Here is a 25,761-nt window from a genome sequence, read left to right as displayed (position 1 = left end):
AATACGAAAGAATGGCTCCATGAGCACGGACTATAAAGATACTGTTTTTCTACCCAAGACTGATTTCCCTATGCGCGCTGGCTTGCCCAAAAAAGAGCCGGAAATTTTGCAGCACTGGGCCGATATTGGGCTGTTTGAAAAACTGCGTGCTCAAAGCAAAGGACGTGAAAAGTTTACGCTGCACGATGGTCCGCCTTATGCAAACGGTCATCTTCATATGGGGCACGCCCTCAATAAAGTTCTCAAGGATGTGATTAACCGTTCTCAACAGATGTTGGGCAAAGACGCACACTATGTACCGGGTTGGGATTGCCACGGACTGCCGATTGAATGGAAAGTGGAAGAAGGCTACCGCGAACGCGGTCAGGATAAAGACGAAGTTCCTGTTGTTGAATTCCGCAAGGAATGCCGTGAGTTTGCTGACAAGTGGATCAATATCCAGATCGAAGAGTTCAAACGCCTGGGTATCGAAGCTGATTGGGAACAGCCCTACAAAACCATGAACTATCAATCAGAAGCTCTGATTGTGAAGGAAATGGGCAAGTTCTTGATGAACAAGGGCCTCTATATGGGGACCAAGGCTGTTTTGTGGTCAGTCGTTGAAAAGACTGCCTTGGCTGATGCCGAGGTTGAATACCACGAACTGAAATCGCCAACCATTTGGGTACGCTTCCCGATTGCCAGCAGTAATGACAAATTGCTGGACGGCGCATCGATCATCATCTGGACAACCACGCCATGGACAATTCCTGCAAACCGGGCAGTGGCTTGTGGTGCAGAGTTTGAGTATGTGGTTTACGAAGTTACTGAGCTTGGTGAAAACAGCATCGCCAAGGTTGGGGAGCGTCTGGTTCTAAACCGCGAGCTTGCCGAACAGGTCAAAATTGACGCCAAGATCGAAGCCTGGACCGAAGTCGGTACCGTTTCGGATCTTTCAAATGTTAAGATCAAACATCCGCTTAATGGGCTTGAAGGTGCTGATGGCGGTTATGATTACGAAGTACCGTTGCTGAACGCAGATTTTGTTACCAATGACGCTGGTACTGGATTTGTTCATATCGCACCAAGCCATGGTGCAGATGATAACGAGCTTGGTCGTCAACACGGGCTCGAAGTGCCGATGATGATTGACGAGGCTGGTGTCTATTATGATCACGTTCCATTTTTTGCCGGGTCCTGTGTCTATACGCAAGAGGGTAAAGCTGGTGATGCCAATGGTCGTGTGATCAAGGCCTTGATTGAATCTGGTTCTTTGTTGGCCAAGGGATCAATGCGTCATAGCTATCCGCATTCCTGGCGTTCCAAAGCTCCATTGGTGTTCCGTGCGACGCCTCAGTGGTTTATCTCTATGGAAACCAATGATTTAAGAGATAAAGCACTTAAAGCTATTGATGATACGCGGTTTATTCCTGAAAAAGGATCAACCCGCCTTTACAAGATGGTCGAAGGCCGTCCGGACTGGTGTGTTTCCCGTCAGCGTGTCTGGGGTGTGCCGTTGCCAATCTTTATGGAAAAGAAAACCGGCGAGCCCCTCCGTGATCAGAAGGTTCTGGATCGCATTGTTGATGCCTTTGAACAAGAAGGCGGTGATGCATGGTTTAACAGTCCGCCAGCACGTTTTCTTGGTAACGAATATAATCCGGATGATTACGAGCAAATCCAGGATGTCATCGAGGTTTGGTTTGATTCCGGATCAACCCACAGCTTTGTTCTGGAAGCGCGTCCCGAACTGAAATGGCCTGCGGATCTCTATCTTGAAGGGTCGGATCAACACCGTGGCTGGTTCCACACGTCTTTGCTGGAATCTGCCGGTACGCGTGGTCGTGCGCCCTATGATGCTGTCTTAACACATGGCTTTGTTTTGGATAACAAAGGCCGGAAGATGTCCAAGTCTTTGGGGAACATTACGGCACCTGCTGAAATCAATGCCAAATACGGTGCAGATATCCTACGTCTTTGGGTGGTAGCGTCTGATTACTCACAAGATCTGCGTGTCGGTGATGAAATTCTGAAGTATCAGGCAGATTCCTATCGTCGTCTGAGGAACACGCTTCGTTTCTTGTTGGGAAGTCTTGATGGATTTAACGATGCCGAGCGTTTACCTGTCGAGCAAATGCCCGCACTGGAAAAATGGGTTCTGCATCGCCTGACCGAGTTGGACGCGATTGTTCGACAGTCATGTGCCGATTATGACTATCATGCGATGTTCCAGGCGCTGCATAATTTCTGTGCGCTGGACCTGTCGGCTTTCTATCTCGACATTCGCAAGGATACTCTCTATTGCGACGGCGTGGATACGCTGGAACGCCGTGCTTGCCGTACCGTGATTGATACTCTTTTTGATGCACTGACGGCATGGTTGGCACCAATCTTGTGCTTTACGACAGAAGAAGCATGGTTGGCTCGTGGTAAAACAGACGAAGCAGAATCTGTACACCTGCGTACCTTCCCTGTAGTTCCTGCTGACTGGAAGAATGATACCCTTGCCGAGCGTTGGGATAATGTTCGCGAAGTGCGCCGTGTTGTTACCGGGGCGATCGAAGTTCTAAGAGCCGAGAAAAAAATCGGGTCCAGCCTTCAGGCACGTCCGGCAGTTTATATCAATCGTCCGGAATTGCTTTCAGCCATTGGTGATCTTGATATGGCTGATATCTGTATTACATCACAGATCGAACTGGTTGAGGCAGATGCTCCACAAGAGGCTTATCGCCTAAACGATGTCGATGGTGTCGGCGTTGTGGTGGATAGTGCGGAAGGTAACAAGTGCGAACGTTGTTGGAAAGTTCTTCCCGATGTTGGAAGCCATCCAAACGCAGAGGGGACCTGTAGTCGTTGTGCAAATGTTTTGTCCCGGGCTTCATAAGCTCTGCGGCTTCATAAACTAAGGTAGTTTGATGATAATCCGTGCTTTGATACTTGCACTGTTGATTGCTGGAATTGATCAGGCGAGTAAGTGGTTTGTACTACTGGAAGTAATGAATCCTCCGCAAGTCATAGAGGTCACAAGCTTTTTCGATCTTGTGTTAGCTTATAACACCGGGGTTAGCTTTGGTCTGTTCGGAAGCGATTCCGAATGGCGGCCTTTCATTTTGGCGGGGGTTGCTATTGCTATTGTTGTGGCGTTGTTTGTCTGGCTTTACAAAGAGCCTGGCAAGCTCATTGCTGTCTCGGTAGGGCTGATCAGTGGTGGTGCTATTGGAAATGTCATTGATCGCTTTATTCACATCGGTGTGGTCGATTTTCTGAGTTTCAGCATCTCTTTTCTACCGTGGCGGATCTTTAATCCATGGCCTGCGTTTAATCTCGCCGACAGCTTTATTTTTATCGGGGTGCTGGTTTTACTCTATGATGGCTTGTTCTCGACGCCATCTAAGGGTAATAAGTAAGGACCTTGAAAAAGGATGCGGACTGAAAGCATGAAGAATATCAAATTTTTTGGGTTAATTGTTCTCGCCTTGGCCATCACAGGATGTAGTGATGACTTGAAAGAACAGATTGGTTTAGGAAAGCGTGCTCCTGACGAATTTAAAGTCGTGGCCAGAGCACCTCTTAGCCTTCCACCGGATTACAATCTTGCACCACCTCGCCCCGGCGCTTTGCGACCTCAGGAAGGGTCTGCACAAGGGCAAGCAAAGCGTGCTGTCTTTAATTTGGACGGCACAGCGGGACCGGAAAAAAGCTCTTCATTGGATCAAGCTGGTCGCAGTGATGGCGAAATGGCACTTTTGCAGTCCGCAGGGGCAAATGAAGCACCTGATGATATCCGCCTTCTTATTGACCGGGAAACACGTCAACTTAATTCTGAAAGTGAACAGGTTGTTGATGCACTTATTTTCTGGAAAGATCAGCCAAATCCGAACAGCTTGGTTGACCCTGTAAAAGAGGCTAAGCGTATTCAGGAAAATGCAGCCCTTGGTACACGTGGCAAAGGCGAAACCGAAGTTATTGTGATCGAGCGTGAGGCACCTCTGGAAGGTGTGTTTGATAATCTTTTCTAAAGATTCGCTCTTTCAGACTTTTGAAAAGCTCCGATTTTGTCGGAGCTTTTTTGTTTTGCCCTAGTTTTGCCAGATTATTGATACATGAAGAATTCGGATTGATCGCAGGGGCTTTGGTTGTTGCGATTGTGCCCTAAACTATTTTTTTAAAGACCAAGATTGTTTAAAAATGTTTTCCAAATTTAAATCTGTCCTTTCTTTATACGTCATTGGTTGCAGTTTATTACTGCCGCTTTCATCGGCTCAAAGTGCCGTTTTTAACCCGGAAAGCTTTACCCTTGATAACGGATTGGAAGTTGTTGTCATTTCCAACCATAGAGCACCAATTGTCACGCAGATGCTGTGGTACAAAGTGGGGGCCGCTGATGAAGATGTCGGTGAATCAGGAAATGCTCATTTTTTGGAACATCTCATGTTCAAGGGGACCAAGCGTTTCAAGTCAGGTGAATTTTCGGCCCTGATCGCAAAGAATGGTGGGCAAGAAAATGCTTTTACTTCTTGGGATTACACTGCCTATCACCAAACAGTCGCTAAAGACCGCCTTGAAATGGTGATGGAACTGGAAGCTGATAGAATGACGGGACTTATTCTTGATGATGAGAAAGTTTTACCCGAGCGAGAAGTGGTTCGTGAAGAAAGGCGAAGCCGTGTAGGCAATAGCCCCGGTGCGCAATTGGGCGAAGTTATGCGCGCCAGCCAGTTTCTTAATCATCCCTACCGCATCCCGATTATCGGCTGGGACCATGAAATAGAAGCTTTGAATACAGAAACAGCTCTTGCGTTTTATAGAAAATGGTACGCCCCCAATAACGCAGTTCTTGTCATTTCGGGTGATGTTACTGTTGATGAAATCAAGCCACTGGCTGAAAAGTATTATGGTGTTATCCCATCCAAAGAAATTCCCGAGCGAATAAGAATTGCGGAACCGCCCCAAAATGCAGCGAGGCGGGTCATAAAAGAAAGCCATTTGGTTACGAACCCATCTGTTACAATACGCTACCTCGCCCCTAGTTATCGGACCGCGGGGAACAATGATCCTTATGCACTGCAAGTCCTGGATGAGATTATTGGCTCGGGGGCGACAAGCAAACTGTATAAGAAGTTAGTCATCGAAGAAAAATTGGCAGCCTCGGTTGGAACATCCTACAGCCCGAATGCTTATGATCAGAGCACTTTCGCACTTTATATCTCTCCTCGGCCAGGGGTGGAAATTGATGAAGCCGAAAAGCATTTACGCCAAGAAATCTCTGATTTGATAAAACGGGGTGTAAGTCAAGACGAAGTGGACAGAGCCATTGCCCGCATGGTTGATGCGGCGGTTTTTGCCCGCGATTCCCTTGCTGCGGCCCCTAATGTAATCGGGCGCGCCATTACAACAGGGGGAAGCGTTGAAGACGTAGAGGCCTGGCCAGAGCGGATCGGGGCTGTGACGTCGGAACAAATTAATAATCTGATGGAAAAAGTATTCATTGATAATCAGTCGGTTACGGGTGTGTTGTTGCCAGCGAAGAGAGTGGAATAATGAGGTCTTTTCTAAAACTTGGATTAGCGGTCACCCTGACCATTCTCCTGAACCTCTCTAATTTATCTGTGGCATTTGCCGTTGACATTATTCAAGTCACAAGCCCTGGTGGCATAAAGGCCTGGCTTATCGAAGATCGAACTAACCCGATTATTTCCATGAAGTTTGCTTTCGCCGGAGGATCATCTGTTGACCCTGTCGGCAAAGAAGGTCTGGCCAATCTTGTTGCGGCGACAATTGATGAAGGGGCAGGTGATTATGATTCACAGGCTTTTCAGGCCAGATTGAATGATTTATCGATTTCCTTGGGGTTTGATGCCGGGCGCGAATTTTTCAGTGGTGAGCTTGTCACACTGAAAAAAAACAAAGAGGCAGCATTTGAATTGCTTAACCTGTCTCTGACCGAGCCAAGGTTTGATCAAGAGCCAATTGAAAGAATCAGAACACAGATTTCACTGGTACTCAAACAGCGACAGGATGATCCCGGCTATAAAGCTCAGACTACCTTGCGGAACCTCTATTATCCTAATCATGTCTATGGGCGTGCGAATGACGGTACACCAGAGAGTTTGAAAAAAATCACGACGTCTGACCTAAAGGGATACTTGGCAGAGAATATTGCTCAAAACAATCTGACAGTTGCTGTTGTGGGGGATATAGATCGCGCCGAACTGGGGGCGCTGTTGGACCAAGCTTTTTCTGGTTTAAGTAAAAAATCAAAACCGTTTCGGATACCCGGTGCGTCACCTGCGATAAAAGGGGGCACGATCATCTTGGACGAGGATATCCCCCAAAGCGAAATTTTAATGGCCCAGAAAGGAATTTCCCGAGATGATCCAGATTATTATGCGGCCTTTATCGTAAACCATATTTTTGGGGGAGGAAGCTTTTCCTCGCGGTTGTATCAGGAGGTTCGGGAAAAAAGAGGTTTGACCTATTCCGTGGGTAGTTATTTGTCTTTATTGGATCAGGCGCCGTTACTTATGGCTTCTGTCGCGACCCAAAATGAGCGGGTTGCGGAAACAGTTCGAATTATGAAAGAACAATGGTCTTTGATGGCAGAAGAAGGACCCAGCGCACAGGAACTGAAAGACGCTAAAACCTATTTGACGGGGTCTTTTCCTCTTAGTTTTACCAGCACCGGGCGGGTTGCAAATATTCTTTTGGCGATGCAGTTAAATGATCTGGGAATTGATTATCTTGATCAGCGTAATGAGTATCTGGAGGCTGTTAGCCTGGAGGATGCCAAGCGCGTTGCCAAGGAGCTCTTTAAACCAGATGAAATAACTGTGGTTATCGCCGGACGGCCTGTTGGTGTTGAGGCAGAGACACCTTTGTCGAGCAATCCATAACAGTCTTTTTCACATATAAAAGGCAATTGCGATTGTTTTCTGGGATGAAAGCTTTCGCCAACAGCTACAAATCGGTAATACTACCCGTATATTCTTTGATAGATAAAAGAGACTATGTCCTACACGCACGATGCAGAGTTTTGCCTTGCCAGAACACTTGGCGAAGGTGGTTTGGAACAGCAAATATTTGAAGAGCAGCTAGAAGGTTGTAGGTCCAGCCTTGCGCGCCTTAAAGATGATAAAGACAATGGGCGATTGCCGTTTTTGATGATCCCGGGCGAACGAGATGATCTTGTCGCCTGTCAAACGCTCGTTTCTTCTTATCGTGAAAACTGTGATGATGTCATTGTCTTGGGAACAGGTGGTTCTTCCCTTGGCGGGCGAACACTTTATGGGCTTGCGACCAGTGCTTTTGGTCCGATTAACGGGGGGCCTCATCTTCATTTTATTGATAACATTGATCCGCATAGTTTTGATGTTCTCTTAAAGCACCTTGATATTTCACGCACAGGCTTGATTGTTGTTTCCAAGTCAGGGTCGACCGCGGAAACCGTTTCTCAATTTATGGCTCTGTTACCTGTGTTTCAAAAAGCCTATGGTACGGATAAGTTATCAGAACGAGTAACTGTTATTACCGAACCTCGCCCAAATCCATTGAGAAAGCTTGCCAGGGATCTTGGGCTCGAATGCCTTGATCAAAATCCGTTAATTGGCGGACGTTTTTGTATCCTTACTTTGGTCGGGTTACTTCCCGCGATGATTGCCGGATTGGATGCGGCTGCTTTAAGAAATGGTGCCAGAAAGGTTGTCGACCAAGCTTTTTCCGGTGCAGAGATGGCAGATATACCCGCAGCTGTCGGGGCTGCTGTTGCGACGGGCTTACAGCGGCAGCGTGGTATTCGACAAACCGTTATTATGCCTTATGAAGACAGGCTTGCTGATCTGGGCCTTTGGTATAATCAGCTATGGGCAGAAAGCCTGGGCAAAGAAGGCAAGGGCACAACACCTATTCGGGCCTTGGGAACTGTGGATCAGCATAGTCAATTACAGCTGTATCTGGATGGTCCTCAGGACAAGATGTTCACCATGATCTATCATGATGCCAAAGGATTGGGATTACCCGTTGATTCTGTTTTGCCAAAAGGCGAAGATTCGCTGAGTTATCTTCGGGGACGTACGCTCGGTGACTTACTTACGGTTTCTGCCGAAGCAACCACGCAAACACTGGCAAAAAATGGTCGCCCGGTGAGAAAATTCCTGTTGGATAAAATCGATGAAGAAACCTTGGGTGCTTTGACGATGCACTTTATGTTGGAAACGGTTATCACAGCCGATCTTTTAGGGGTGAACCCTTATGATCAACCTGCTGTCGAACAAGGGAAAGTTCTTGCCCGTCGTATGCTGAAAGATCTTTGATAGGAGCTTCTCCAGTGCTTATTCGTCGCCTGCCCAATACCCTTGTTAATCAGATCGCTGCCGGTGAAGTTATCGAACGTCCGGCCGCGGCGATTAAAGAACTGGTTGAAAATGCACTGGATGCTGGGTCACGTAATATCGACGTCGTGATGCGTGATGGTGGGCGTAGCTATATCTCGGTTACGGATGATGGCTGTGGCATGAGCCGTGAAGGGCTTGGTATTTGTATCGAGCGCCATGCGACGTCAAAACTTCCCAGTGATGACCTTGTTCATATTGAAACGCTTGGGTTTCGGGGCGAGGCTCTGCCGTCAATTGGCGCGGTGGCACGCCTGCAGATAACAAGCCGTGAAGCAGGTGCCGAAGATGCCTGGACAATTAAAGTCGAAGGTGGCGTGGTTACCGATCCACAGCCTGCAGCATGTAATGCCGGGACACGGGTTGAGATCAGGGATTTGTTTTTTGCAACACCGGCTCGCTTGAAGTTCTTGAAAGCTGCGCGTACAGAAGTCAGTCATGCCGAAGATGTCATGAAACGTTTGGCGATGGCTAACCCGGAAGTGGGGTTCTCGCTCTCTGATGAGAAAAGAACCATTCTTCGTTTGCCTGCCAATAGTGGCGATTTGTTCGAAGTCAGATTAAAGCGCCTTTCATCCGTCATGGCGCGTGAATTTGAAGAAAACGCACTGCCCATTGAAGCTGAGCGCGAGTATTTGAAGCTGTCTGGCTATATTGGACTCCCAACCCTCAATCGTGGCAATGCACAGCACCAATACCTTTTTGTGAACGGGCGTCCGGTGAAAGATCGTTTGTTACAAGGTGCGGTGAGAGGGGCCTATCAGGACTTTCTGGCGCGTGACCGTCATCCGCTTTTAGCCTTGTTTTTGGAACTACCGCCTGAAATGGTTGATGTGAACGTGCATCCGGCCAAAACAGAAGTCCGGTTTCGGGATGCGGCCTTGGTGCGCGGTTTAATAGTCGGTGCCTGTAAACATGCACTTGCCGAGGCGGGGCATCGGGCCTCAACATCGGTTGGAAATGCTGCTCTGGGAATGCTGGAAGCAGCGCGGGCCAGAAGTGAGCAGGGCGGCGGATATACATCTCCACGCCCCAGCACAGACTATACGTGGCAATCGAAACCTTCGGTAAACTATCCTTCAGGTAATTATCCTTCTGGACGTTTGTCTGACGCTGTTATGGATTACCACGCACCTTTAGCCCGTGGGCAAACTGAATCTACTCAATCTACCTTACCGGGTGCAGAAGATTTTATTCCGCAGGCGAGACAAGAGAATTTTCCCTCTGGACTGTCGGAAGACGGGATAGAATGGGATGGTGGAGCTGCCGTTCCCCAAAACTATCCCACAGATGTGGAGAACTTCGACCATGCATCCCATCCTCTGGGGGCAGCGCGGGCGCAATTCCACGAGAACTACATTATCACCCAGACTGCTGATGGGATTGTCGTTGTCGACCAACACGCGGCCCATGAAAGACTGGTTCTCGAAAAAATGAAGGCACAGATGGCGGAACAGGGGGTAAAGACCCAGATGCTGCTGTTGCCCGAAGTCGTTGAGTTGGACGAAGATGCGGCGCATCGATTGGTTAAACGGGCCGATGAGTTGTCAGAACTGGGGCTCGTACTTGAAGGGTTTGGGGCTGGCGCTGTGGTCGTTCGCGAAGTCCCCGCGATCCTTGGTGAACGTGCAAACGCGGCGGAGCTTGTAACTGATCTTGCCGATGAACTTGCTGAGTTGGGGGAGACACTTGCCCTGAAGGAACAGATTGAACGGGTTTTGGGGACGATGGCATGTCATGGATCTGTTCGGTCCGGACGGCGCCTTAACGGGGATGAGATGAACGCTCTTCTAAGACAGATGGAAGTGACACCGCATTCCGGTCAATGCAACCATGGGCGTCCGACCTATATCGAATTAAAGTTAGCTGATATCGAAAAACTCTTTTCCAGAAGATAATCGTCCCTATCTATAAATCGTGCTCTTGTCGGGGCGAACCATTTGAGCGGTGATTACTGGGAAATACCAAAAGGCTTTTCAGGAGCACAACACATCGGGAGAATATCTTGAGTTTTGACTTTTTAAGCCTGAAACCTGCTACCCGATTCTTCCATGCCTTTAGTGATGAGTACTATCATGAAGCGCCCGATGAGTGGTGGGTAATCGTCACAGATGTTGTAAGCTCTACCAAAGCTATAGAAGCCGGGCGCTATAAGGATATTAATATGCTGGGGGCTGCGTGCATTACGGCGGTCTTTAATACGGTTGGTGGTGCTACAGTTCCTTTTGTTTTTGGTGGTGACGGTGCCTCTTTGCTTTGTTCATCAAATGACCTTGATACCTTGGTGGACGAATTGCTTGCTGTAAAAAGCTTTGGCCAAGATTTTTATGATTTGGAGCTTAGGGTCGGGTGTGTACCTGTTTCACACATCAAAGCGTGTGGCAAAAACATTCAAGTTGCACGGTTAGAGCTATCACCCGGTAATAGTCTGGCATTGTTCAATGGCGGTGGATTGGCCCTGGCCGATTCCATTATCAAGGCGGATCAAAGCGGAAAATTTTGCAAACTTCATACAGTGACACGGTTACCTAACCTCGAGGGGCTTTCCTGTCACTGGCAACCATTGAAATCTATTAATGGCCAGATCATTACCTTGTTGGTGCATGCGGTTCATGATCATGAATACCCCCGTATTGTTGATAATATAGAACACATTCTGAACAAGAAAAATTCAGATATAAATCCTGTGAAAATTCAGCATATGAAACTCAGAGGGCTTTTTGAGAACTTCTTCTTGGAAAAGTTTGCTGCCAGTAAGGGGCGAGGGACTCATATCTGGCCTACTTTGAAGACACTCTTTGAAAAGATTTATTTGCGAGTTGCCAATTTCATAAATTTAAAGTCAGGCCCCTACCAACCGGAAACCTACCTCACAGAACTTCGCAATAATTCTGATTTCAGAAAATTTGATGATATGGTGCGGATGGTCTTAGACTGTGATTTAGAGGTCATTCAAGAGCTTCATATCTATCTGGAACGAGAACAGGCCAATGGTAAAATTGCCTATGGCACACATGTTTCTAACGAAGCATTGATGACATGCCTGCTGCTTGATTTACACCATTCACAACATATTCACTTTATCGATGGCGCCGACGGCGGTTACGCAATGGCTGCAAAAAGCCTGAAAGCTCAGATGAAATAAATTGGGACTCGTTCAATCAGGTCCGCAAGAAAAAGAAAATTCTGGCTTTGCCGTATTTCCGGTTGTCGACTTCTTCAAAATCTGGTGGAGCGGTGATGTTTTCTTTGGCATCGCATTCCGCAACGATCAGGGCCGTTTTTGTGATCCATCCGGCTTTGTCGAGTGCAGTGATTGCAGGTTCGGTCAGATCCTGATTGTAGGGGGCGTCCATAAGAACAAGAGAGCAGGCGTCCCCTGTTTTTGGCCTCGCTTTTGGTGGTGTTAAAGCATCGCCTTGAATAATCTGGGTGCTCTGTTGTTCTTTCAGGTTTTTGATATTGTCCCGGAGGGCTGCGAGGCTGTCCGGGGCTTTCTCTATGAAGGTTACCTTTTGGGCACCCCGTGAAAGGGCTTCAAGGCCCAAAGCGCCTGTCCCGGCAAAGACATCCAGTATATGTTGGCCAATGAGGAGTGATTTTGTTCCCTGTGGCAACAGACCTTTACTCACATCGCCTTGTAGAAGGATGTTAAAAAGTGATTCGCGTGTTCGATCAAGCGTCGGGCGCGCGGTTTTCCCTGTTGGACAGGTTAAAGATCGTCCTCTGTGTTTTCCCCCGACAATCCTCATACTAACAACACCACTTTAAGGACGCTTGTTACGTGAGCTTGAGGCGGACTTCCCACGAGTAGGTCCTGTTTTTTTATTTGCAGATCTGCCTGATGGTTTTCCGCCTGTTCTGCCTTGTGGTTTTTTACCTGATCGGTTTTGCTTGCCGTTCGGATCTTTCTGTTTTTCCGGATTTTTAGCTTTATTCTCAAGCCCGAATTGATCCCGGATAAGTTTCGCGGGGAGTTCAACAATATCGCCCGGCTCAATTTCCCCGAGCTGGAAAGGGCCATAGGAAATTCTGATCAGCCTGTTGACGATCAGACCGAGGTGCTCACAGACACGGCGGATTTCACGGTTCTTGCCCTCTTTCAACGACATTAGCATCCAGGCGTTGGTTTTGGCCTGATGTGAAATGCTGGCTTCAATCGGGGCGTAGTGAACGCCATCAATTGTTATGCCCTCGGCAAGGGTTTTGATATGTCGCTCGTCGACCTGACCATGAACCCTGACTCGATAGCGACGGGTCCATCCCGTGGCCGGAAGCTCCATTTTGCGCTTTAGACCACCATCATTAGTAAAGAGCAGCAAGCCTTCAGAGTTATAATCCAAACGTCCAACGGGTTGGAGGCGAGGAAGGTCCTTGGGCAGATTGTCAAAAACAGTGGCCCGGCCTTCTGGGTCGCGTGCAGCTGTAATCTGTCCCTTTGGCTTGTGGTATTTCCACAGGCGCGGGCGCTCTGGTTGGGGAAGAGGTTCTCCGTTGACTTCAATGACATTGTCCGGCCCGACAACAATGGCCGGTGTCTCCAGCACTTTGCCGTCCAGCTTAACACGGCCTTCTGCAATCCAGCGTTCCGCATCACGTCTGGAACAAAGCCCCGCGCGCGCGATTACCTTCGCAATCCGTTCCTTCTTGTCAGAAAGTTCGATTGTCTCAACAGCAGGTTTGCTTTCTTGCTGTGTGTTTCTGCCAGAAGGTTTTCCCTTGTACGGGCGATTGACACCCTTTCCCTTGAAGGAACTTCCTTTGGCGTTAGCGCCCGGTTTCTGGCGATTTGGTTTTGTCATTTTTGAGTTTGTCATGGCCGGAATGTATGCTCGACTTTGTCTTCTGTCCACTGTGAATAAAACAAAGGTCCTATGCAACGATGATCTTGGGGCTGATTTTGGATATTGCAGGCTTTAGGGGGAACTCTGGCTTTAGGGATATCTCGGGTACTTCTGCTTGACCAATTCATGATTTCGAATGAAAGTCCGTGGTTATGAAAGCGAAACAGGAAGAACATATTTGTAAAAAACCGGGCGAAGCCATGACGCTTGCTTTGGAAGAAGCAAAAAAAGCGGCAGCAGCAGGGGAAGTCCCTGTTGGGGCAGTGATTGTTGATCGTGAGAGTGGGCAGGTTTTTGCCCAGGCACATAACCGTGTGGAGCGGGACCATGATCCGACGGCGCACGCTGAAGTTCTGGCGATACGGGCTGTGGGTGAACAACAAAACAGTGCCCGGCTGGAAAACTGTGATCTCTACGTTACGCTAGAGCCATGTCCCATGTGTGCAACGGCAATTTCTTTTGCCCGCATTCAGCGGGTTTACTATGGAGCCTATGATCCCAAAGGCGGGGGCGTAGATCATGGTCCCAGAGTTTACGAGCATGCTACCTGTCATCACGTGCCTGAGGTGTACGGTGGCATTCGTGAACAAGAGTGTGCAGAGATCCTCAGGGCTTTCTTCCAAAGCCGCCGCTAAATCGCGAATTAGCTATTTCGTGCCAGCTCTCGCCAACCGATATCGCGACGACAAAAGCCTTGATCCCATGAGATTTTATCCACGGCCTGATAGGCTTTTTTCTGTGCTTCTTTGATATCTGATCCCAAAGCAGTTACCCCCAGAACGCGTCCCCCGACAGCTTGCAGACTGCCGTCATTCCCTCTGGCTGTGCCAGCGTGGAATACCGTGACCGCAGGGTCGGAACCTGCGTTCTCAACGCCCTTGATGACTGTGTTTTTTTCATAGGATGCCGGATAGCCTTTTGCTGCCATGACAACCAGTAGAGCGGTTTCGTCATGCCATTCAAGTTTGATATCTTCCAGACCACCCTGTGCCGAAGCCAGCAGAGCAGGAAGGATATCTGACTTCAGGCGCAGGCAAAGGGCCTGACATTCCGGGTCGCCGAAACGAACATTATACTCAATCAACCGTGGTCCGGTTTCTGTCAGCATAAGACCGGCAAAGAGAACGCCCTTGTATACGTGACCTTCGGATTTCATGCCTTCAATAGTAGGTTTTATGCACTGTTCGAGAACCTGTTGCTCAAGCTCTGGCGTCAGGATTGTCGCGGGGGAGTAAACGCCCATGCCGCCTGTATTCGGGCCTGTGTCGCCTTCGCCAACACATTTGTGGTCCTGTGCAGATGCCAGGGGAAGGTAGTTTTCGCCATCGGTCAAAACAAAAAAGCTGACCTCTTCCCCTTGCATGAACTCTTCGATAACAACTTCCGCCCCTGCTGCACCAAATGCGCGACCTGAAAGAGCTTCTTCAACCGCGGTGTGAGCTTCTTCCAATGTCATGGCAACGGTAACGCCCTTACCAGCAGCAAGGCCATCGGTCTTGATCACAATTGGTGCGCCCTGTTCGTCGAGATATTTTTTTGCTGCGGCAAGATCCGTAAAGCGTTGATAGCTGGCCGTTGGTACATTGTACTTTGCACAGATATCTTTCATGAAGCCTTTTGAGCCTTCCAGTTCGGCAGCAGCGGCTGATGGACCAAAAGCGGGAATATTGATGGCGTTCATCCGATCCACCAAACCGTCCACAAGTTGAGCTTCGGGGCCGACGACCACAAACCCGATGTCATTCTGCTCTACAAAGGCAACCAAGCCATCCAGATCCTCTGCCTTGATCGGCAGGCATTCTGCCACGTCGGAAATTCCAGCATTTCCCGGGGCACAATAGAGCTTTTCGCACAAGGGGGATTTGGCTATAGACCAGCACAGGGCGTGTTCACGGCCACCAGATCCAACGACGAGAATTTTCATTTTGCGCTCCCGAATATTAGGGTCAGTTAATCTGGCAAGCTTATGCCCTATCCGCTCTCAAAATACCAGAACTTGTGGGGAAAAGTTTTGCTGAAGGCGCTGTTTGTGAAATTGATGGTTGCCAGTGGATTTATTTTCATAAAAGAGACAAGAAAATACAGTGTAAACAGCGATTGCTCTGTCGACTTTGCTGGGGGGGATGTTTAGGATGGCGACATGAATGATTTGTTTTCTACACCCCAAGCGAAAACAGCAGCGCCCAAATCTGCTGCTAAGCCCGGTAACCCAAGCGAGACACGCGGGAACAATGCCCCTGCGCTAAGTGTTAGCGAGATATCCAGCTCTATCAAGCGGGAGCTTGAAACCCGTTTTGATCGCGTACGCGTACGGGGTGAAATTTCAGGCCTGAAGCGTGCGGCATCAGGGCATATCTATATGTCTCTAAAAGATGAAAATGCCGTTCTGAGTGTGATCTGTTGGCGAGGACAGGCAAGCAAATTGTCTGTTGATCCTCAAGATGGTCTGGAAGTTATCGTAACAGGCCGCATTACCAGCTACCCTGGGCGATCAAACTATCAGATTGTTATTGATAGTATGGAAGTTGCCGGTGAAGGCGCGTTGCTCAAGCTTTTGGAAGAGCGAAAAAAGAAGCTGGCTTCAGAAGGCTTGTTTGCGGATGAACGCAAACGGGCGATCCCGTTTTTGCCAGAGGTCATTGGCGTTGTGACATCGCCAACGGGGGCGGTTATTCGCGACATCATGCATCGCCTGTCTGATCGCTTTCCACGGCGCGTTCTGGTCTGGCCTGTGCTGGTTCAGGGCGAAGGCGCGGCAGAACAGGTTGCCAAGGCAATTGACGGGTTTAATGCATTGGACCCTAATGGGGATGTCCCCCGCCCGGATACACTCATAGTTGCCCGTGGCGGTGGCAGTCTTGAAGATCTTTGGGCTTTCAATGAAGAGGTCGTGGTCAGAGCTGCGGCCAATTCCAAAATTCCGTTGATTTCCGCAGTGGGGCATGAAACAGACACGACGTTGATTGACTTTGCATCTGACAGACGTGCGCCAACCCCGACGGCTGCGGCTGAAATGGCAGTACCTGTCAGGGCCGAACTGATCGGTGAAGTCCAGAATATTGGGCGACGGATTTATGCAGGTGCTAACCGTTTGATGAGCGAACGCCGCATGCAGGTGGAAGCACTTGCAAGGGGCCTCCCGGATCCTCGGCGATTGATAGAGGAAAAGACTCAACGTCTGGATGATCGCGTGGAGCGCATGCGTAATGCCATGAGAGGATTCCTGCGCCATCAAACATCAGAACTGTCTGAACTCTCGGCGCGTTTGCCCCATCCCAAGCAACAGATCCTGCTGGCATCGCATCAATTATCAGCGTTGAGTGACCGTTTCGCAGGTGTCGGCGAACAGATTGTTCCTGTGCGTCAGTTTGAAATGGAGAAGCTTGATTCTGGACGACGTATGGCATCTGCAGCGGCCCTTCGTTTGGAGCGTGCAAAAAATACTCTGACGTCGTTAGATCGTGTTCTTGAAGGGGTTTCCTATAAGAATGTTCTGAAACGTGGTTTTTCTGTTGTCCGAGGGACTGACGGCAATGTTCTGACTGCCACTGATATCAGCGATGGTACAAAGCTAAATATCGAGTTTGCCCATAATGCAGTTATTGAGGCTGTTGCGGGGGGCGAGGATATTGCGAGTGGTCCATCGGGCTCGCAGGCGCCTAAAATGCCCTCTAAAACATCCCCGAAAACATCCCCGAAAACGTCTAAGAAAAAGAAATCTGAAACGGCAGACACTGCCCAGGGAAGCTTGTTATAATGAGACGCTTATTTTGTTGTTTGTTTTTGATTTTTACACTGACTTTATCAGGAACTTTATCTGTGCCGTCATCGGGCTTCGCAGAAGATAACGTTTCTTTGCAAGGGAAATTCATACAAGGTGGAATTATCATTGGGAAAGCGCCAGGTGGGTCAAAAGTTTTCCTTAATCAAGAGGCGATAAAGCTTTCTCAGCAGGGCGATTTTGTTTTTGGATTTGGGCGTGATGCCGAAGGTATTGTCGAACTGAGTATCCAAACACCAGATGGGAAAACTCAAACCCGAAATTACGAAATAAAAAAACGTGACTATGCCATTCAGCGTATAGAAGGCGTGGCTCAAAAATATGTATCCCCACCGAAAGAGGTTGCTGATCGTATAAGCCGTGACGCGCAAATTGTCGCCAAAGCAAGAATGGAAGACTTTGACGAGCCTATGTATGCCAAGGGTTTTATCTGGCCAGCACACGGACGTATATCAGGTGTTTATGGTAGTCAGCGCGTGTTTAACGGCGTTCCCAAACGTCCGCATTTCGGGGTGGATGTTGCTGCACCTGTCGGAACACCAGTTATTGCGCCGGCTCCCGGCATCGTGACACTGGCCGAGCCAGATCTTTATTATTCTGGTGGAACGATTATTCTTGATCATGGGCACGGTTTGTCGTCCACATTTTTACACATGGACAGTGTAACAGTTAAGGTGGGTGATTATCTTGCACAGGGCGAGAAACTAGGCACGCTTGGGGCAACGGGTCGTGTCACAGGCCCCCATCTGGACTGGCGAATGAACTGGTTTAAAGAACGGGTTGATCCTGAAACTCTTGTCGGGCCAATGCCGAACTAAAAACAAAGGTCGCTGTCAGGAATTTTCTTTTAAGTTCCTGTATGCTTCTTTGGGCCAGCGGCGATGCAGCCAGAGCCAATCACCGGGTTTCTCTCTGATCCAGCTCTCGATGATGCCGTTAAGCTCTGTCATCCCTTCTAATGCTGCTTTACCTCTGTTGGCATCATCAGGGAAATCAATCGCAGAATGACACACTAGATGAAAACTGGCTGGGCCAGTTCTGATACACTGGATTGGAAAGACAACAGCGTTTGGCTTACTACCGAGCAATGCTGGGGCGGCAGGTGTCATAGACGGAATGCCAAAAAAGGGCGCCTCTATACCATCGTTCATCTTTTGATCGGCGAGGATCCCGACGGCTGATTTGTCTCTAATGGCTTTTAAGGAAGCTCGCGCGCCTTCGACACCTTTGGCAGCTGAAATATTTCCGGTCGAAGTACGGATGTCGTCAATAGCTGCGGCAACAATGGGGTTATTGGGCTGGCGCACGATGATTGTCTGCGGGTAACCACGCAGTGCTGCTGTCATCGGCAATACTTCCCAGTTACCGATATGGGCGCCAACAAAAATCAGAGCTTTGTCTTTAATTTCAGGTGCTTCGAACTTCTCAATACCTTCGACGGTAATATAATCGCGATCTGTTCGTACGATTTCTTTGAGGTGCGGATATTCAAAAATAACCCGGCCAAGATTGTCCCACATATCACGGATAATCTGTTTGCGCTCTTTTTCTGTCAACTCTGGCATGGCAAGGCGCAGGTTCAGATCGGCTTTGCGTGAAATGCCTAAACGAGGGCCGATTACTCGTCCCAGAAATCCACCAAAATTAGAGCACGCTTTTACAGGAAACAGGCCAACCAAACAGAGCAAGAATCGAAAACCGAGAGCTTCGACTTTGTGTTGAAAGGTGACATCATTTGTCATGTGGTTCCTGTTAACTTGCTCAAAATGGAATTTATGAAATGTGGATTATCCCAAACAGCGTGAATGGGCAAGTAAGAGATTGTCTCTTTTAATTCATCTGGGACTTTTACGAAGTCTTTCTCAGTCGTAAAAATAGCTTCTGCCCCGTTGTCTTTGGCGAGGGAGAGAACTTTATTGAGATCATCGATTGTATAGTGATGATGGTCTGGAAAGTTAACGGTTTTGCATACATTTACCGACAGATTTTCCAAAGTATCGTAAAATTTCTTGGGATATCCAATTCCGGCAAAGGCAAGCACTTTCTTGTTTGCCAATTCTGATGCGCGGGTTGTATCTGTAGGTGTAATCATGACCCCGGAAACTTCTTTTTCTGAGAAAAAGGCTGTCAGATCTGGGTTTATTATGTCGTCAGGTTTCTTGATAACCAGAATGGCATCAGCACGTTTCAAGCCATTGTGGATGCTTTCTCGCAGCGGCCCAGAGGGAATCAGTCGACCATTGGAAAATCCGATTTTGTTATCGACGACAATAATTGACAGATCTTTTTCGAGCGCAGGGTTTTGAAAACCGTCATCCAGTAAAATGACGTCTGCACTTTCTTTGATCGCCGCCTTGGCACCGTCAACTCTGTTTCTGCTGATCCAGACGGGCGTTTGTGACTTGGAAAGCGCCATCATCAGCGGTTCATCCCCGACATCTCGAGCGGAGTGTTGTGCAGGGGATACGCGCAGTGGGCCTTCGTGCTGACCACCATATCCCCGGGAAACGATGTGTGGATTTTTCCCCATTTTGCAAAGCATGTCGGCCAAGGCAAGTGTAATCGGGGTTTTCCCGCTGCCGCCAGCCGTTAGATTGCCAACACAGATGACAGGAACATCAAGTTTTGTCGGGGTTGCAAGTTTTTGGCGAAGGATACTGCCGAGATAATAAAACCCGGACAGTGGTAGCAGCAGAGTACTTATAAAACCGCGATTATTCCAAAACTCAGGTGTTTGCATCTGAGATCTCGGGCGCTTGATTAAGAGATGTAGCTGCTTTCGGCGCAGGCAGAGGGTCTGGATGGATCAGATTCTGTCCGAATGACCGGTCAGCCATCTGGGTTAGTTTGTTCAGCTGATCTTCCAGTTCCAGACGATAGTGTTCTTGCTGATCTCTCGAGGCATGCCTTTCAACATAGATCGGTGTTCCCCAGATAATAACCCCCTTGGTAAAGGGCGCGGGCAGGACAAAACGATCCCATGAATTAAAGACTTTACGCCTTGCAACGGTTCCTGTGACTGGAAGTATCGGACGCCCGGTCATTTGTGCTGCTTTGATTGCGCCGGTTTTGGCGCGCATTCTGGGGCCTTTGGGACCGTCAGGTGTGATACCGATGGCCCCGCCTTTATCAAGGGTACGCTTAAGGTTAACGAGTGCCGTGGCCCCGCCTCTGCGGCTGGAGCCTTCCACTGTATTGAAACCGAGATTTTCGATCGACTTTGCAATGACACGTCCGTCTCTGTGGGCAGAGATCAACATGTGGAATTTGCTACGATCACTGCCTTTCCAGGCGTTGAACATCATGATCATGCGGGCATGCCAGAAACATCCAATGATGTTCGAATCTCCCTCCAGATATTTACGCGTTTCATCGGGGATAATTTCCTGCCAGCGCACCGTGCTACGCACAAGCGCGATATAGCTAGAAATCAATCTGGCGATCAGGTTCTGGAAAAAGGTTGAACGGAGTATCCGTTTTGACAGCTTCATACTATTCTTTAAGCACACCTTTTCATAGGTCGTTTAATTTATGGCCGTTTAAGCAGGCAAAGAAACATCATCGTTTGTTTGCGCTTCTTCTGCAAACTGTAGCGCATATAGTTTTGCATAGGTCCCAGATTTTTCCAGTAGCTGGCTATGTGTGCCTTCTTCGATAATTTTACCCTTATCCATTACATAGATCATATCTGCATCGATAACCGTTGAAAGACGGTGAGCAATGACAAAGGTCGTTCGACCTTTCATCAGGGTATTAAGAGCGGTTTGAACGTGACGCTCTGATTCAGTGTCTAGGGCAGAGGTTGCTTCGTCCAAGAGTAAAACAGGCGCGTTCTTTACCATAGCTCGTGCTATAGCCACACGTTGGCGTTGCCCGCCTGATAGTCTTGACCCTCTGGGGCCGACCTGGGTGTCATATCCGTCCGGCAGGGAAAGAATGAAATCGTGCGCATGGGCATTCTTTGCTGCGGCAATGATTTCTTCGTCGCTTGCGTCGGGTTTCCCATAGGCAATATTGGCCCGTACGGTATCGTCGAACAGTTGAATTTCCTGGCTGACCAGTGCTGTTGCCTGTCTGAGGCTTCTCAAGCTCACGTCGCGGATATCTTGACCGTCAAAAGTAATCTTACCTTTGGTAACGTCATAGAATCTTGGAATAAGGTTGAGAATGGATGTTTTTCCCGCACCGGAAGCCCCAACAAGAGCAACTGTTTTTCCGGCTTTCGCGGTTAGATTTATAGCTTCGAGTGCTGGTGTATTTTCATCGTAATTGAAGTAAACATTGTCGAAGACAACATCACCTTTTGTTATTTTCAGCTCTTTGTCCTCTGCAACATCTTTGATGCTTGGTTCGCTATCCAGAATGGAATAGACACGGTGGGCGGCTGCCAATCCTGTTTGCATGTTAGCATTCAGTTTGGACAGTTTCTTGATCGGTTCATAGGCCAGAAGAAGCGCCGTGATAAACGCAAAGAAAGATCCCGGATCTTTAGTCCCTTGTATGACTTCGTTCCCGCCGTAAAGAATAACAATCGCAATGGCAATACCACCGAGTGTTTCCATGATGGGTGACAGGATAGAACTGGTTCTTGCTGCCTTCAGGTTCAGGCGTAGAACTGTCAGAATTGTCTCGGAAACACGTTTGGTTTCGTGATTTTCCATGTTGTAGGCTTTTACATGGCGAATACCCTGGAAAGCTTCGTCCAGCCGTGTAGTCAAAAGACCCATGGACTCCTGTGTGTTCGTGGAAACCTTGCGTATTCTGCGTCCCGTTTTGGCGATTGGCAGAATGGCAGTCGGGAAGGCAGCAAAAGCAATGGAAGCCAAAAGCCAATCCTGATAAAACATCATGCCGATAAGCCCGACGGCGGTTAACGTGTCCTTACCAATGGATGTCAGGGTGTTAGAGACCACACCTTTGAGCATATTGGCATCATTCATAAATCTGGAAACTAGATTTCCGGGGGACTCTTCGTGAAAATAGGCAAGATCAGCCCGCATCAGCTTTTTAAAAAGCTGTTCCTGAATTGTTGCGATAATTTCTAAACCAACGTGTTGCATCAGCATTGACTGGGCATATGTTGCGGCACCCTTTACAAAGAAAATACCCACAACACCCAAGGCGATTGGTAAGAGTAATTCTTCCTCTCGTTTCAGGAAAATATCATTGATAATCGGTTCCATCTGCTTGGCAAGCATGACTGTCGAACCTGCAACAAAAGCCATCGCAACCAAAGAGAAGGCGATTTTAACGAGTTGACCAGAGACATAATCTCTAAACAGGCGTTTGATTAGAAATTGTGTGGAGGCATCCCCTAATTTCATTTTGTTCGATTTTGTGCTCGACATTTTTGCCTGTATCAATCTGAGAAGAACATTCTTAATCACATAGTGATCAGTTAGTTGCCCGCGACGGTCATGCCATCAATACGAATTGTCGGGGCGTTACTGCCATAGCGGAAAACAAGGTCATTCGCGGGGGTAAGATTCAAGAACATATCCTTGAGATTACCTGCAATTGTTGCTTCTGAAACCGGATAGGCAATTTCCCCATTTTCGATCCAGTATCCGCCTGCACCTCGACTATAATCACCTGTAAGGCCGTTTACGCTGGAGCCCATCATCTCGGTAACAAAGAAGCCCTGTTTAATGTCTTTGATTAATTCAGTTGGGGACAGCTTGCCAGCCTCCATATAGAGGTTGGTTGGGGAGGGAGACGGATTTCCTGATGTTCCCCGTGATGCATGGCCGGTGCTTTGTAACCCAAGCTGTCTGGCAGACGAAAGGCTGAGGAGCCAGGTTAACAAGACGCCATCTTCGATAATGTTTTGCTTTTTGTTTCCTAAGCCTTCGCCGTCAAAGGGCTTGGATCGTAAGCCACGGTGAAGGTGTGGGTCATCAACAATATTGATGCCATCTGCAAAGATCTTTTTGTTCAATGAGTCTTTGAGAAAGCTGGTGCCCCTGGCAATTGCCGGGCCAGTGATGGCCCCAATCATATGCCCCATTATGCTGGATGATACCCGTGGGTCATAGACAACAGTGATATTATTCAAAGTATCAGGTTTCCGGGGATTTAAGCGCTTTATGGCTTTGTCAGCGGCATTTTTACCAATTTCTGCGGCGCAGGTCAGATCGCTTCCATAAACGGCGCTTGAGAAGTCATAATCTCTTTCCATTGTCTCTTTTTCTCCGGCGAGAACAGAGACAGAGATAGAGTGTCCAGAAGATCTGTACGCGCCAGAGAAACCATTGGAGGCGGCAAGAGCGATAGAGGCTTCGCCCCAGGAAGCTTCTGCCCCACCGGAATTGGTTATGCCTTTGACGTTAAGAGCAGCTTCTTCACATTCTTTTGCACGCTTGATAAGCTCATCAGCAGAGGGTTCTACGGCATCATAAATGTCCAGCTGCGGGAATGATTTTGTAATTTCTTCTTCGCCCGCAATACCAGCATAGGGATCCTCCGGTACAACACGAGCCATAGAGACAACACGGTCTACCAGTTCATCAATGGCAGCTGGCGACGCGTCACTGGAAGAAACAACGGCATTTCTTTTGCCAATGAATACCCGCAAGCCCAGATCGTTGCTTTCTTCCCTTTCCAGCTTTTCCATCTTCCCAAGACGCTGCGCATGGGAAACCGATACTGACTTGAACATCAGAGCATCAGCGGCGTCCGCACCGGCCGCTTTAGCTTTTTTGATCAGATCTTCTAACAGGTTCTGTGAGTCACTGGACGAAGGCATAAATATTCCTAGCTTTGAAAAGTTACGGGTACATATATAGGCTAGGAACTAGATGTGATAAAGCCGCAGAGTTTGGATTATTTTGTTTTACCTAGATAAAAATGTTGCTTTGAGCTCAATGGGCCGTCGAAGGACTTACATTTTTGAACTAAAATTCTAAGAAAACAAAAACAGCGCCAGATAATCTGGCGCTGTTTGACGCGTTAAATATCGTTGGAATCTTTAGTTTTCCAAGATCTGGTTTGTGGCAGAGACAATAGCCTTGATTGAGGCCACTGTTGTATTGGAATCAATACCAACTCCCCAAACGGTCTCTCCTTCCGAGGTTTTTAATTCCAGATAAGCAACCGCCTTCGCATCTGATCCATGTGTCAGAGAATGCTGGTGATAATCCTCGACGCTTAGGCGAACGCCCAGATTTTCGGCAATGGCATCCGTAAAACCAGCAATAGGGCCGTTTCCTTTGCCAGAAATTTCTTTAGCTTTGCCAAAATGATTTATTTTTGCTGTTAGGTGGCGAATTTCAGCTGCATGGGTATCAGGTACAGTCGTGTGCGACAGGAACTCCACCGGAGACGTCGAGCGCAAATAAGATTTTTCGAAACTGTCCCAGATGATTTCAGGCGTAATTTCCTTGCCTGTTGTTTCTGCAATGTTCTGAATTTTTTTCGAGAAGTTTACCTGCAGATCCCGTGGCAGATCCATATGGTAATCATTCTGCATGATATAGGCGACACCACCCTTACCTGATTGACTGTTGATTCGGATAATCGCTTCGTAACTACGGCCAATATCCTGGGGGTCAATTGGCAAGTAAGGAACTTCCCACTGATTCGAGTTATTGGCTTTAAGGGCCAGCATGCCTTTTTTGATGGCGTCTTGGTGAGAGCCAGAAAAGGCTGTGTATACCAATTCGCCAACCCAGGGATGCCGCTGGTGAACCGGAAGCTGGTTACAGTATTCTGCAGTTTCTTTGATCTTGTTGATATCGGAAATATCAAGCTTGGGATCAACACCTTGGGTCATCATATTGACGGCAAGTGTGACCAGATCAACATTGCCTGTACGCTCTCCATTACCAAAAAGTGTTCCCTCAACACGATCAGCGCCAGCCAACAAGCCTAATTCGGTCGCGGCAATGCCCGTACCTCTATCGTTGTGTGGGTGCAGGGAAATAATGACTGAGTCGCGGTTTTTGATATTGTTACAGAACCATTCAATTTGATCAGCATGGACATTCGGCGTGGACATTTCCACCGTTGCAGGCAAGTTCAGGATAACTTTGTTTTCCGGGCTGGCTTCCCACACATCCATGACAGCTTCGCAGATGTCGCGGGCGAACGGCATTTCAGTGCCGGTAAAACTTTCGGGTGAGTATTGGTGGACAATCTTTGTGTCCGGAACCGTTGGGATCAGTTCCTTGATCAGTTTTGCCCCTGCAACGGCGATATCAATGATACCCTGTTTGTCTTGTCTAAAAACAACGCGACGCTGTAGCTCTGACGTGGAATTGTACAGATGAACAATGACATTTTTCGCACCACGAATGCTTTCAAATGTCCGGCGAATCAAGTGCTCTCTTGATTGTGTCAAAACCTGAATGCTGACATCATCGGGGATCATGTCTTCTTCGATCAGGGTTCTTAGAAAATCATAATCGGTTTGTGATGCAGATGGGAAGCCGACTTCGATTTCCTTGAAACCCATATCCAAAAGCAGCTTGTACATTTTTAATTTACGGGTGGTATCCATTGGCTCGATAAGAGCTTGATTACCGTCACGCAAGTCAACCGAGCACCAGATCGGGGCTTTTTCGATGGTTTTTCCGGGCCAAGTACGATTGTCTAATTTGACAGTTTCAAATGGCTGGTATCGCTCAAATGGCATTTTGTTCATTGTTTTGTTCTTTCTTTTTGTCGGGGCGCTCTCAATGCTGGGCGCAGCATCCGAATATTAAGCTCTATAGTAATGATTTTATGGTTTTAGCGGCAATAAATACGATCACCGAGGGCCGCTTAATGGCCG

At 48.2% G+C, this 25,761-nt stretch carries 20 protein-coding genes; 11 read left to right on the top strand and 9 right to left on the bottom strand.

Annotated features, from left to right (window positions below; all coding sequences use genetic code 11):
• The first annotated feature begins 19 nt into the window (after nucleotides 1-19).
• The 8 genes from ileS (at nucleotide 20) to WH95_RS05020 (ending at nucleotide 11,511) form a co-directional block, all read left to right on the top strand.
• Nucleotides 20-2,863, top strand: coding sequence for an isoleucine--tRNA ligase (gene ileS, locus WH95_RS05055; RefSeq protein WP_046503855.1), 2,844 nt, complete (start codon nucleotides 20-22; stop codon nucleotides 2,861-2,863).
• Between the two features lie 31 nt (nucleotides 2,864-2,894).
• A complete protein-coding gene (gene lspA / locus WH95_RS05050) occupies nucleotides 2,895-3,386 on the top strand; it encodes a signal peptidase II (protein WP_046503851.1) in 492 nt (163 codons plus the stop codon).
• Between the two features lie 30 nt (nucleotides 3,387-3,416).
• A complete protein-coding gene (locus tag WH95_RS05045; protein ID WP_046504572.1) occupies nucleotides 3,417-3,998 on the top strand; it encodes a DUF3035 domain-containing protein in 582 nt (193 codons plus the stop codon).
• Nucleotides 3,999-4,167: 169 nt separating this feature from the next.
• Nucleotides 4,168-5,520 (top strand): M16 family metallopeptidase, encoded by a 1,353-nt coding sequence (locus WH95_RS05040; protein ID WP_046503847.1) that lies wholly within the window; start codon nucleotides 4,168-4,170, stop codon nucleotides 5,518-5,520.
• Nucleotides 5,520-6,872, top strand: a complete 1,353-nt coding sequence (locus tag WH95_RS05035) for a M16 family metallopeptidase (protein ID WP_046503844.1) — start codon at nucleotides 5,520-5,522, stop codon at nucleotides 6,870-6,872. The genes WH95_RS05040 and WH95_RS05035 overlap by 1 nt, the downstream gene beginning before the upstream one ends.
• A 114-nt stretch (nucleotides 6,873-6,986) precedes the next feature.
• On the top strand, nucleotides 6,987-8,288 hold the full coding sequence (locus tag WH95_RS05030) for a hypothetical protein (protein ID WP_046503841.1): 1,302 nt from the start codon (nucleotides 6,987-6,989) through the stop codon (nucleotides 8,286-8,288).
• A gap of 14 nt (nucleotides 8,289-8,302) precedes the next feature.
• Nucleotides 8,303-10,264: a DNA mismatch repair endonuclease MutL gene (gene mutL / locus WH95_RS05025; protein WP_046503838.1), complete on the top strand. Its 1,962-nt coding sequence runs from the start codon at nucleotides 8,303-8,305 to the stop codon at nucleotides 10,262-10,264.
• A 107-nt stretch (nucleotides 10,265-10,371) separates the two neighbouring features.
• Nucleotides 10,372-11,511 carry a DUF3095 family protein gene (locus WH95_RS05020; RefSeq protein WP_046503835.1) on the top strand — a complete coding sequence of 380 codons (1,140 nt, stop codon included), beginning with the start codon at nucleotides 10,372-10,374 and terminating at the stop codon, nucleotides 11,509-11,511.
• Nucleotides 11,512-11,527: 16 nt separating this feature from the next.
• On the opposite strand, the gene rsmD is transcribed toward WH95_RS05020, so the two are convergent.
• Both rsmD and WH95_RS05010 read right to left on the bottom strand, forming a co-directional pair.
• Entirely contained in the window at nucleotides 11,528-12,118 is a 591-nt protein-coding gene (gene rsmD / locus WH95_RS05015; protein ID WP_046503832.1) for a 16S rRNA (guanine(966)-N(2))-methyltransferase RsmD, read from the bottom strand.
• A gap of 15 nt (nucleotides 12,119-12,133) precedes the next feature.
• Entirely contained in the window at nucleotides 12,134-13,168 is a 1,035-nt protein-coding gene (locus WH95_RS05010; RefSeq protein ID WP_046504569.1) for a pseudouridine synthase, read from the bottom strand.
• 194 nt (nucleotides 13,169-13,362) lie between these two features.
• On the opposite strand from WH95_RS05010, the gene WH95_RS05005 reads away from it, so the two are divergent.
• The gene (locus WH95_RS05005) at nucleotides 13,363-13,845 is read left to right on the top strand and encodes a nucleoside deaminase (protein ID WP_204247718.1); all 483 of its coding nucleotides are present in this window, start codon (nucleotides 13,363-13,365) and stop codon (nucleotides 13,843-13,845) included.
• A gap of 8 nt (nucleotides 13,846-13,853) precedes the next feature.
• Here the strand turns inward: WH95_RS05005 and purD are convergent, their stop codons facing one another.
• Entirely contained in the window at nucleotides 13,854-15,134 is a 1,281-nt protein-coding gene (gene purD, locus WH95_RS05000; RefSeq protein ID WP_046503830.1) for a phosphoribosylamine--glycine ligase, read from the bottom strand.
• 216 nt (nucleotides 15,135-15,350) lie between these two features.
• Between purD and xseA the strand changes: the two genes are divergently transcribed.
• Nucleotides 15,351-16,967, top strand: a complete 1,617-nt coding sequence (gene xseA / locus WH95_RS04995; protein ID WP_046503828.1) for an exodeoxyribonuclease VII large subunit — start codon at nucleotides 15,351-15,353, stop codon at nucleotides 16,965-16,967.
• A gap of 62 nt (nucleotides 16,968-17,029) precedes the next feature.
• Nucleotides 17,030-17,809 (top strand): M23 family metallopeptidase, encoded by a 780-nt coding sequence (locus WH95_RS04990; protein WP_218044442.1) that lies wholly within the window; start codon nucleotides 17,030-17,032, stop codon nucleotides 17,807-17,809.
• A 15-nt stretch (nucleotides 17,810-17,824) separates the two neighbouring features.
• Here WH95_RS04990 and WH95_RS04985 read toward each other — a convergent pair whose 3' ends face one another.
• The 6 genes from WH95_RS04985 to leuA all read right to left on the bottom strand — a co-directional run bounded on the left by WH95_RS04985 (nucleotide 17,825) and on the right by leuA (nucleotide 25,632).
• Nucleotides 17,825-18,733 (bottom strand): lysophospholipid acyltransferase family protein, encoded by a 909-nt coding sequence (locus tag WH95_RS04985; protein ID WP_046503824.1) that lies wholly within the window; start codon nucleotides 18,731-18,733, stop codon nucleotides 17,825-17,827.
• Nucleotides 18,730-19,731 (bottom strand): tetraacyldisaccharide 4'-kinase, encoded by a 1,002-nt coding sequence (gene lpxK, locus WH95_RS04980; RefSeq protein WP_046503820.1) that lies wholly within the window; start codon nucleotides 19,729-19,731, stop codon nucleotides 18,730-18,732. Before lpxK ends, WH95_RS04985 begins: the two co-directional genes overlap by 4 nt.
• Nucleotides 19,718-20,482, bottom strand: a complete 765-nt coding sequence (locus WH95_RS04975) for a lysophospholipid acyltransferase family protein (RefSeq protein ID WP_046503817.1) — start codon at nucleotides 20,480-20,482, stop codon at nucleotides 19,718-19,720. Before WH95_RS04975 ends, lpxK begins: the two co-directional genes overlap by 14 nt.
• A gap of 48 nt (nucleotides 20,483-20,530) precedes the next feature.
• Nucleotides 20,531-22,339: a lipid A export permease/ATP-binding protein MsbA gene (gene msbA / locus WH95_RS04970; RefSeq protein WP_046503814.1), complete on the bottom strand. Its 1,809-nt coding sequence runs from the start codon at nucleotides 22,337-22,339 to the stop codon at nucleotides 20,531-20,533.
• 50 nt (nucleotides 22,340-22,389) lie between these two features.
• On the bottom strand, nucleotides 22,390-23,736 hold the full coding sequence (locus WH95_RS04965) for a TldD/PmbA family protein (protein ID WP_046503811.1): 1,347 nt from the start codon (nucleotides 23,734-23,736) through the stop codon (nucleotides 22,390-22,392).
• Nucleotides 23,737-23,958: 222 nt separating this feature from the next.
• Nucleotides 23,959-25,632 (bottom strand): 2-isopropylmalate synthase, encoded by a 1,674-nt coding sequence (gene leuA, locus WH95_RS04960; RefSeq protein ID WP_046503809.1) that lies wholly within the window; start codon nucleotides 25,630-25,632, stop codon nucleotides 23,959-23,961.
• Between the last annotated feature and the right edge of the window lie 129 nt (nucleotides 25,633-25,761).

This window comes from Kiloniella litopenaei, from assembly GCF_000982415.1.
In the GTDB taxonomy this organism is placed as follows: domain Bacteria; phylum Pseudomonadota; class Alphaproteobacteria; order Kiloniellales; family Kiloniellaceae; genus Kiloniella; species Kiloniella litopenaei.
This window is presented reverse-complemented; position numbering and strand designations above follow the sequence as displayed.

Coding starts and splice junctions, on each gene's coding strand:
- WH95_RS05035 (WP_046503844.1), top strand. CDS start 5,520: ATGAGGTCTTTTCTAAAACTTGGATTAGCGGTCACCCTGACCATTCTC.
- WH95_RS04965 (WP_046503811.1), bottom strand. CDS start 23,736: ATGCCTTCGTCCAGTGACTCACAGAACCTGTTAGAAGATCTGATCAAA.
- WH95_RS05030 (WP_046503841.1), top strand. CDS start 6,987: ATGTCCTACACGCACGATGCAGAGTTTTGCCTTGCCAGAACACTTGGC.
- lpxK (WP_046503820.1), bottom strand. CDS start 19,731: ATGCAAACACCTGAGTTTTGGAATAATCGCGGTTTTATAAGTACTCTG.
- rsmD (WP_046503832.1), bottom strand. CDS start 12,118: ATGAGGATTGTCGGGGGAAAACACAGAGGACGATCTTTAACCTGTCCA.
- msbA (WP_046503814.1), bottom strand. CDS start 22,339: ATGTCGAGCACAAAATCGAACAAAATGAAATTAGGGGATGCCTCCACA.
- WH95_RS05010 (WP_046504569.1), bottom strand. CDS start 13,168: ATGACAAAACCAAATCGCCAGAAACCGGGCGCTAACGCCAAAGGAAGT.
- purD (WP_046503830.1), bottom strand. CDS start 15,134: ATGAAAATTCTCGTCGTTGGATCTGGTGGCCGTGAACACGCCCTGTGC.
- WH95_RS04975 (WP_046503817.1), bottom strand. CDS start 20,482: ATGAAGCTGTCAAAACGGATACTCCGTTCAACCTTTTTCCAGAACCTG.
- WH95_RS05040 (WP_046503847.1), top strand. CDS start 4,168: ATGTTTTCCAAATTTAAATCTGTCCTTTCTTTATACGTCATTGGTTGC.
- xseA (WP_046503828.1), top strand. CDS start 15,351: ATGAATGATTTGTTTTCTACACCCCAAGCGAAAACAGCAGCGCCCAAA.
- WH95_RS05005 (WP_204247718.1), top strand. CDS start 13,363: ATGAAAGCGAAACAGGAAGAACATATTTGTAAAAAACCGGGCGAAGCC.
- WH95_RS05045 (WP_046504572.1), top strand. CDS start 3,417: ATGAAGAATATCAAATTTTTTGGGTTAATTGTTCTCGCCTTGGCCATC.
- leuA (WP_046503809.1), bottom strand. CDS start 25,632: ATGAACAAAATGCCATTTGAGCGATACCAGCCATTTGAAACTGTCAAA.
- lspA (WP_046503851.1), top strand. CDS start 2,895: ATGATAATCCGTGCTTTGATACTTGCACTGTTGATTGCTGGAATTGAT.
- WH95_RS04985 (WP_046503824.1), bottom strand. CDS start 18,733: ATGACAAATGATGTCACCTTTCAACACAAAGTCGAAGCTCTCGGTTTT.
- ileS (WP_046503855.1), top strand. CDS start 20: ATGAGCACGGACTATAAAGATACTGTTTTTCTACCCAAGACTGATTTC.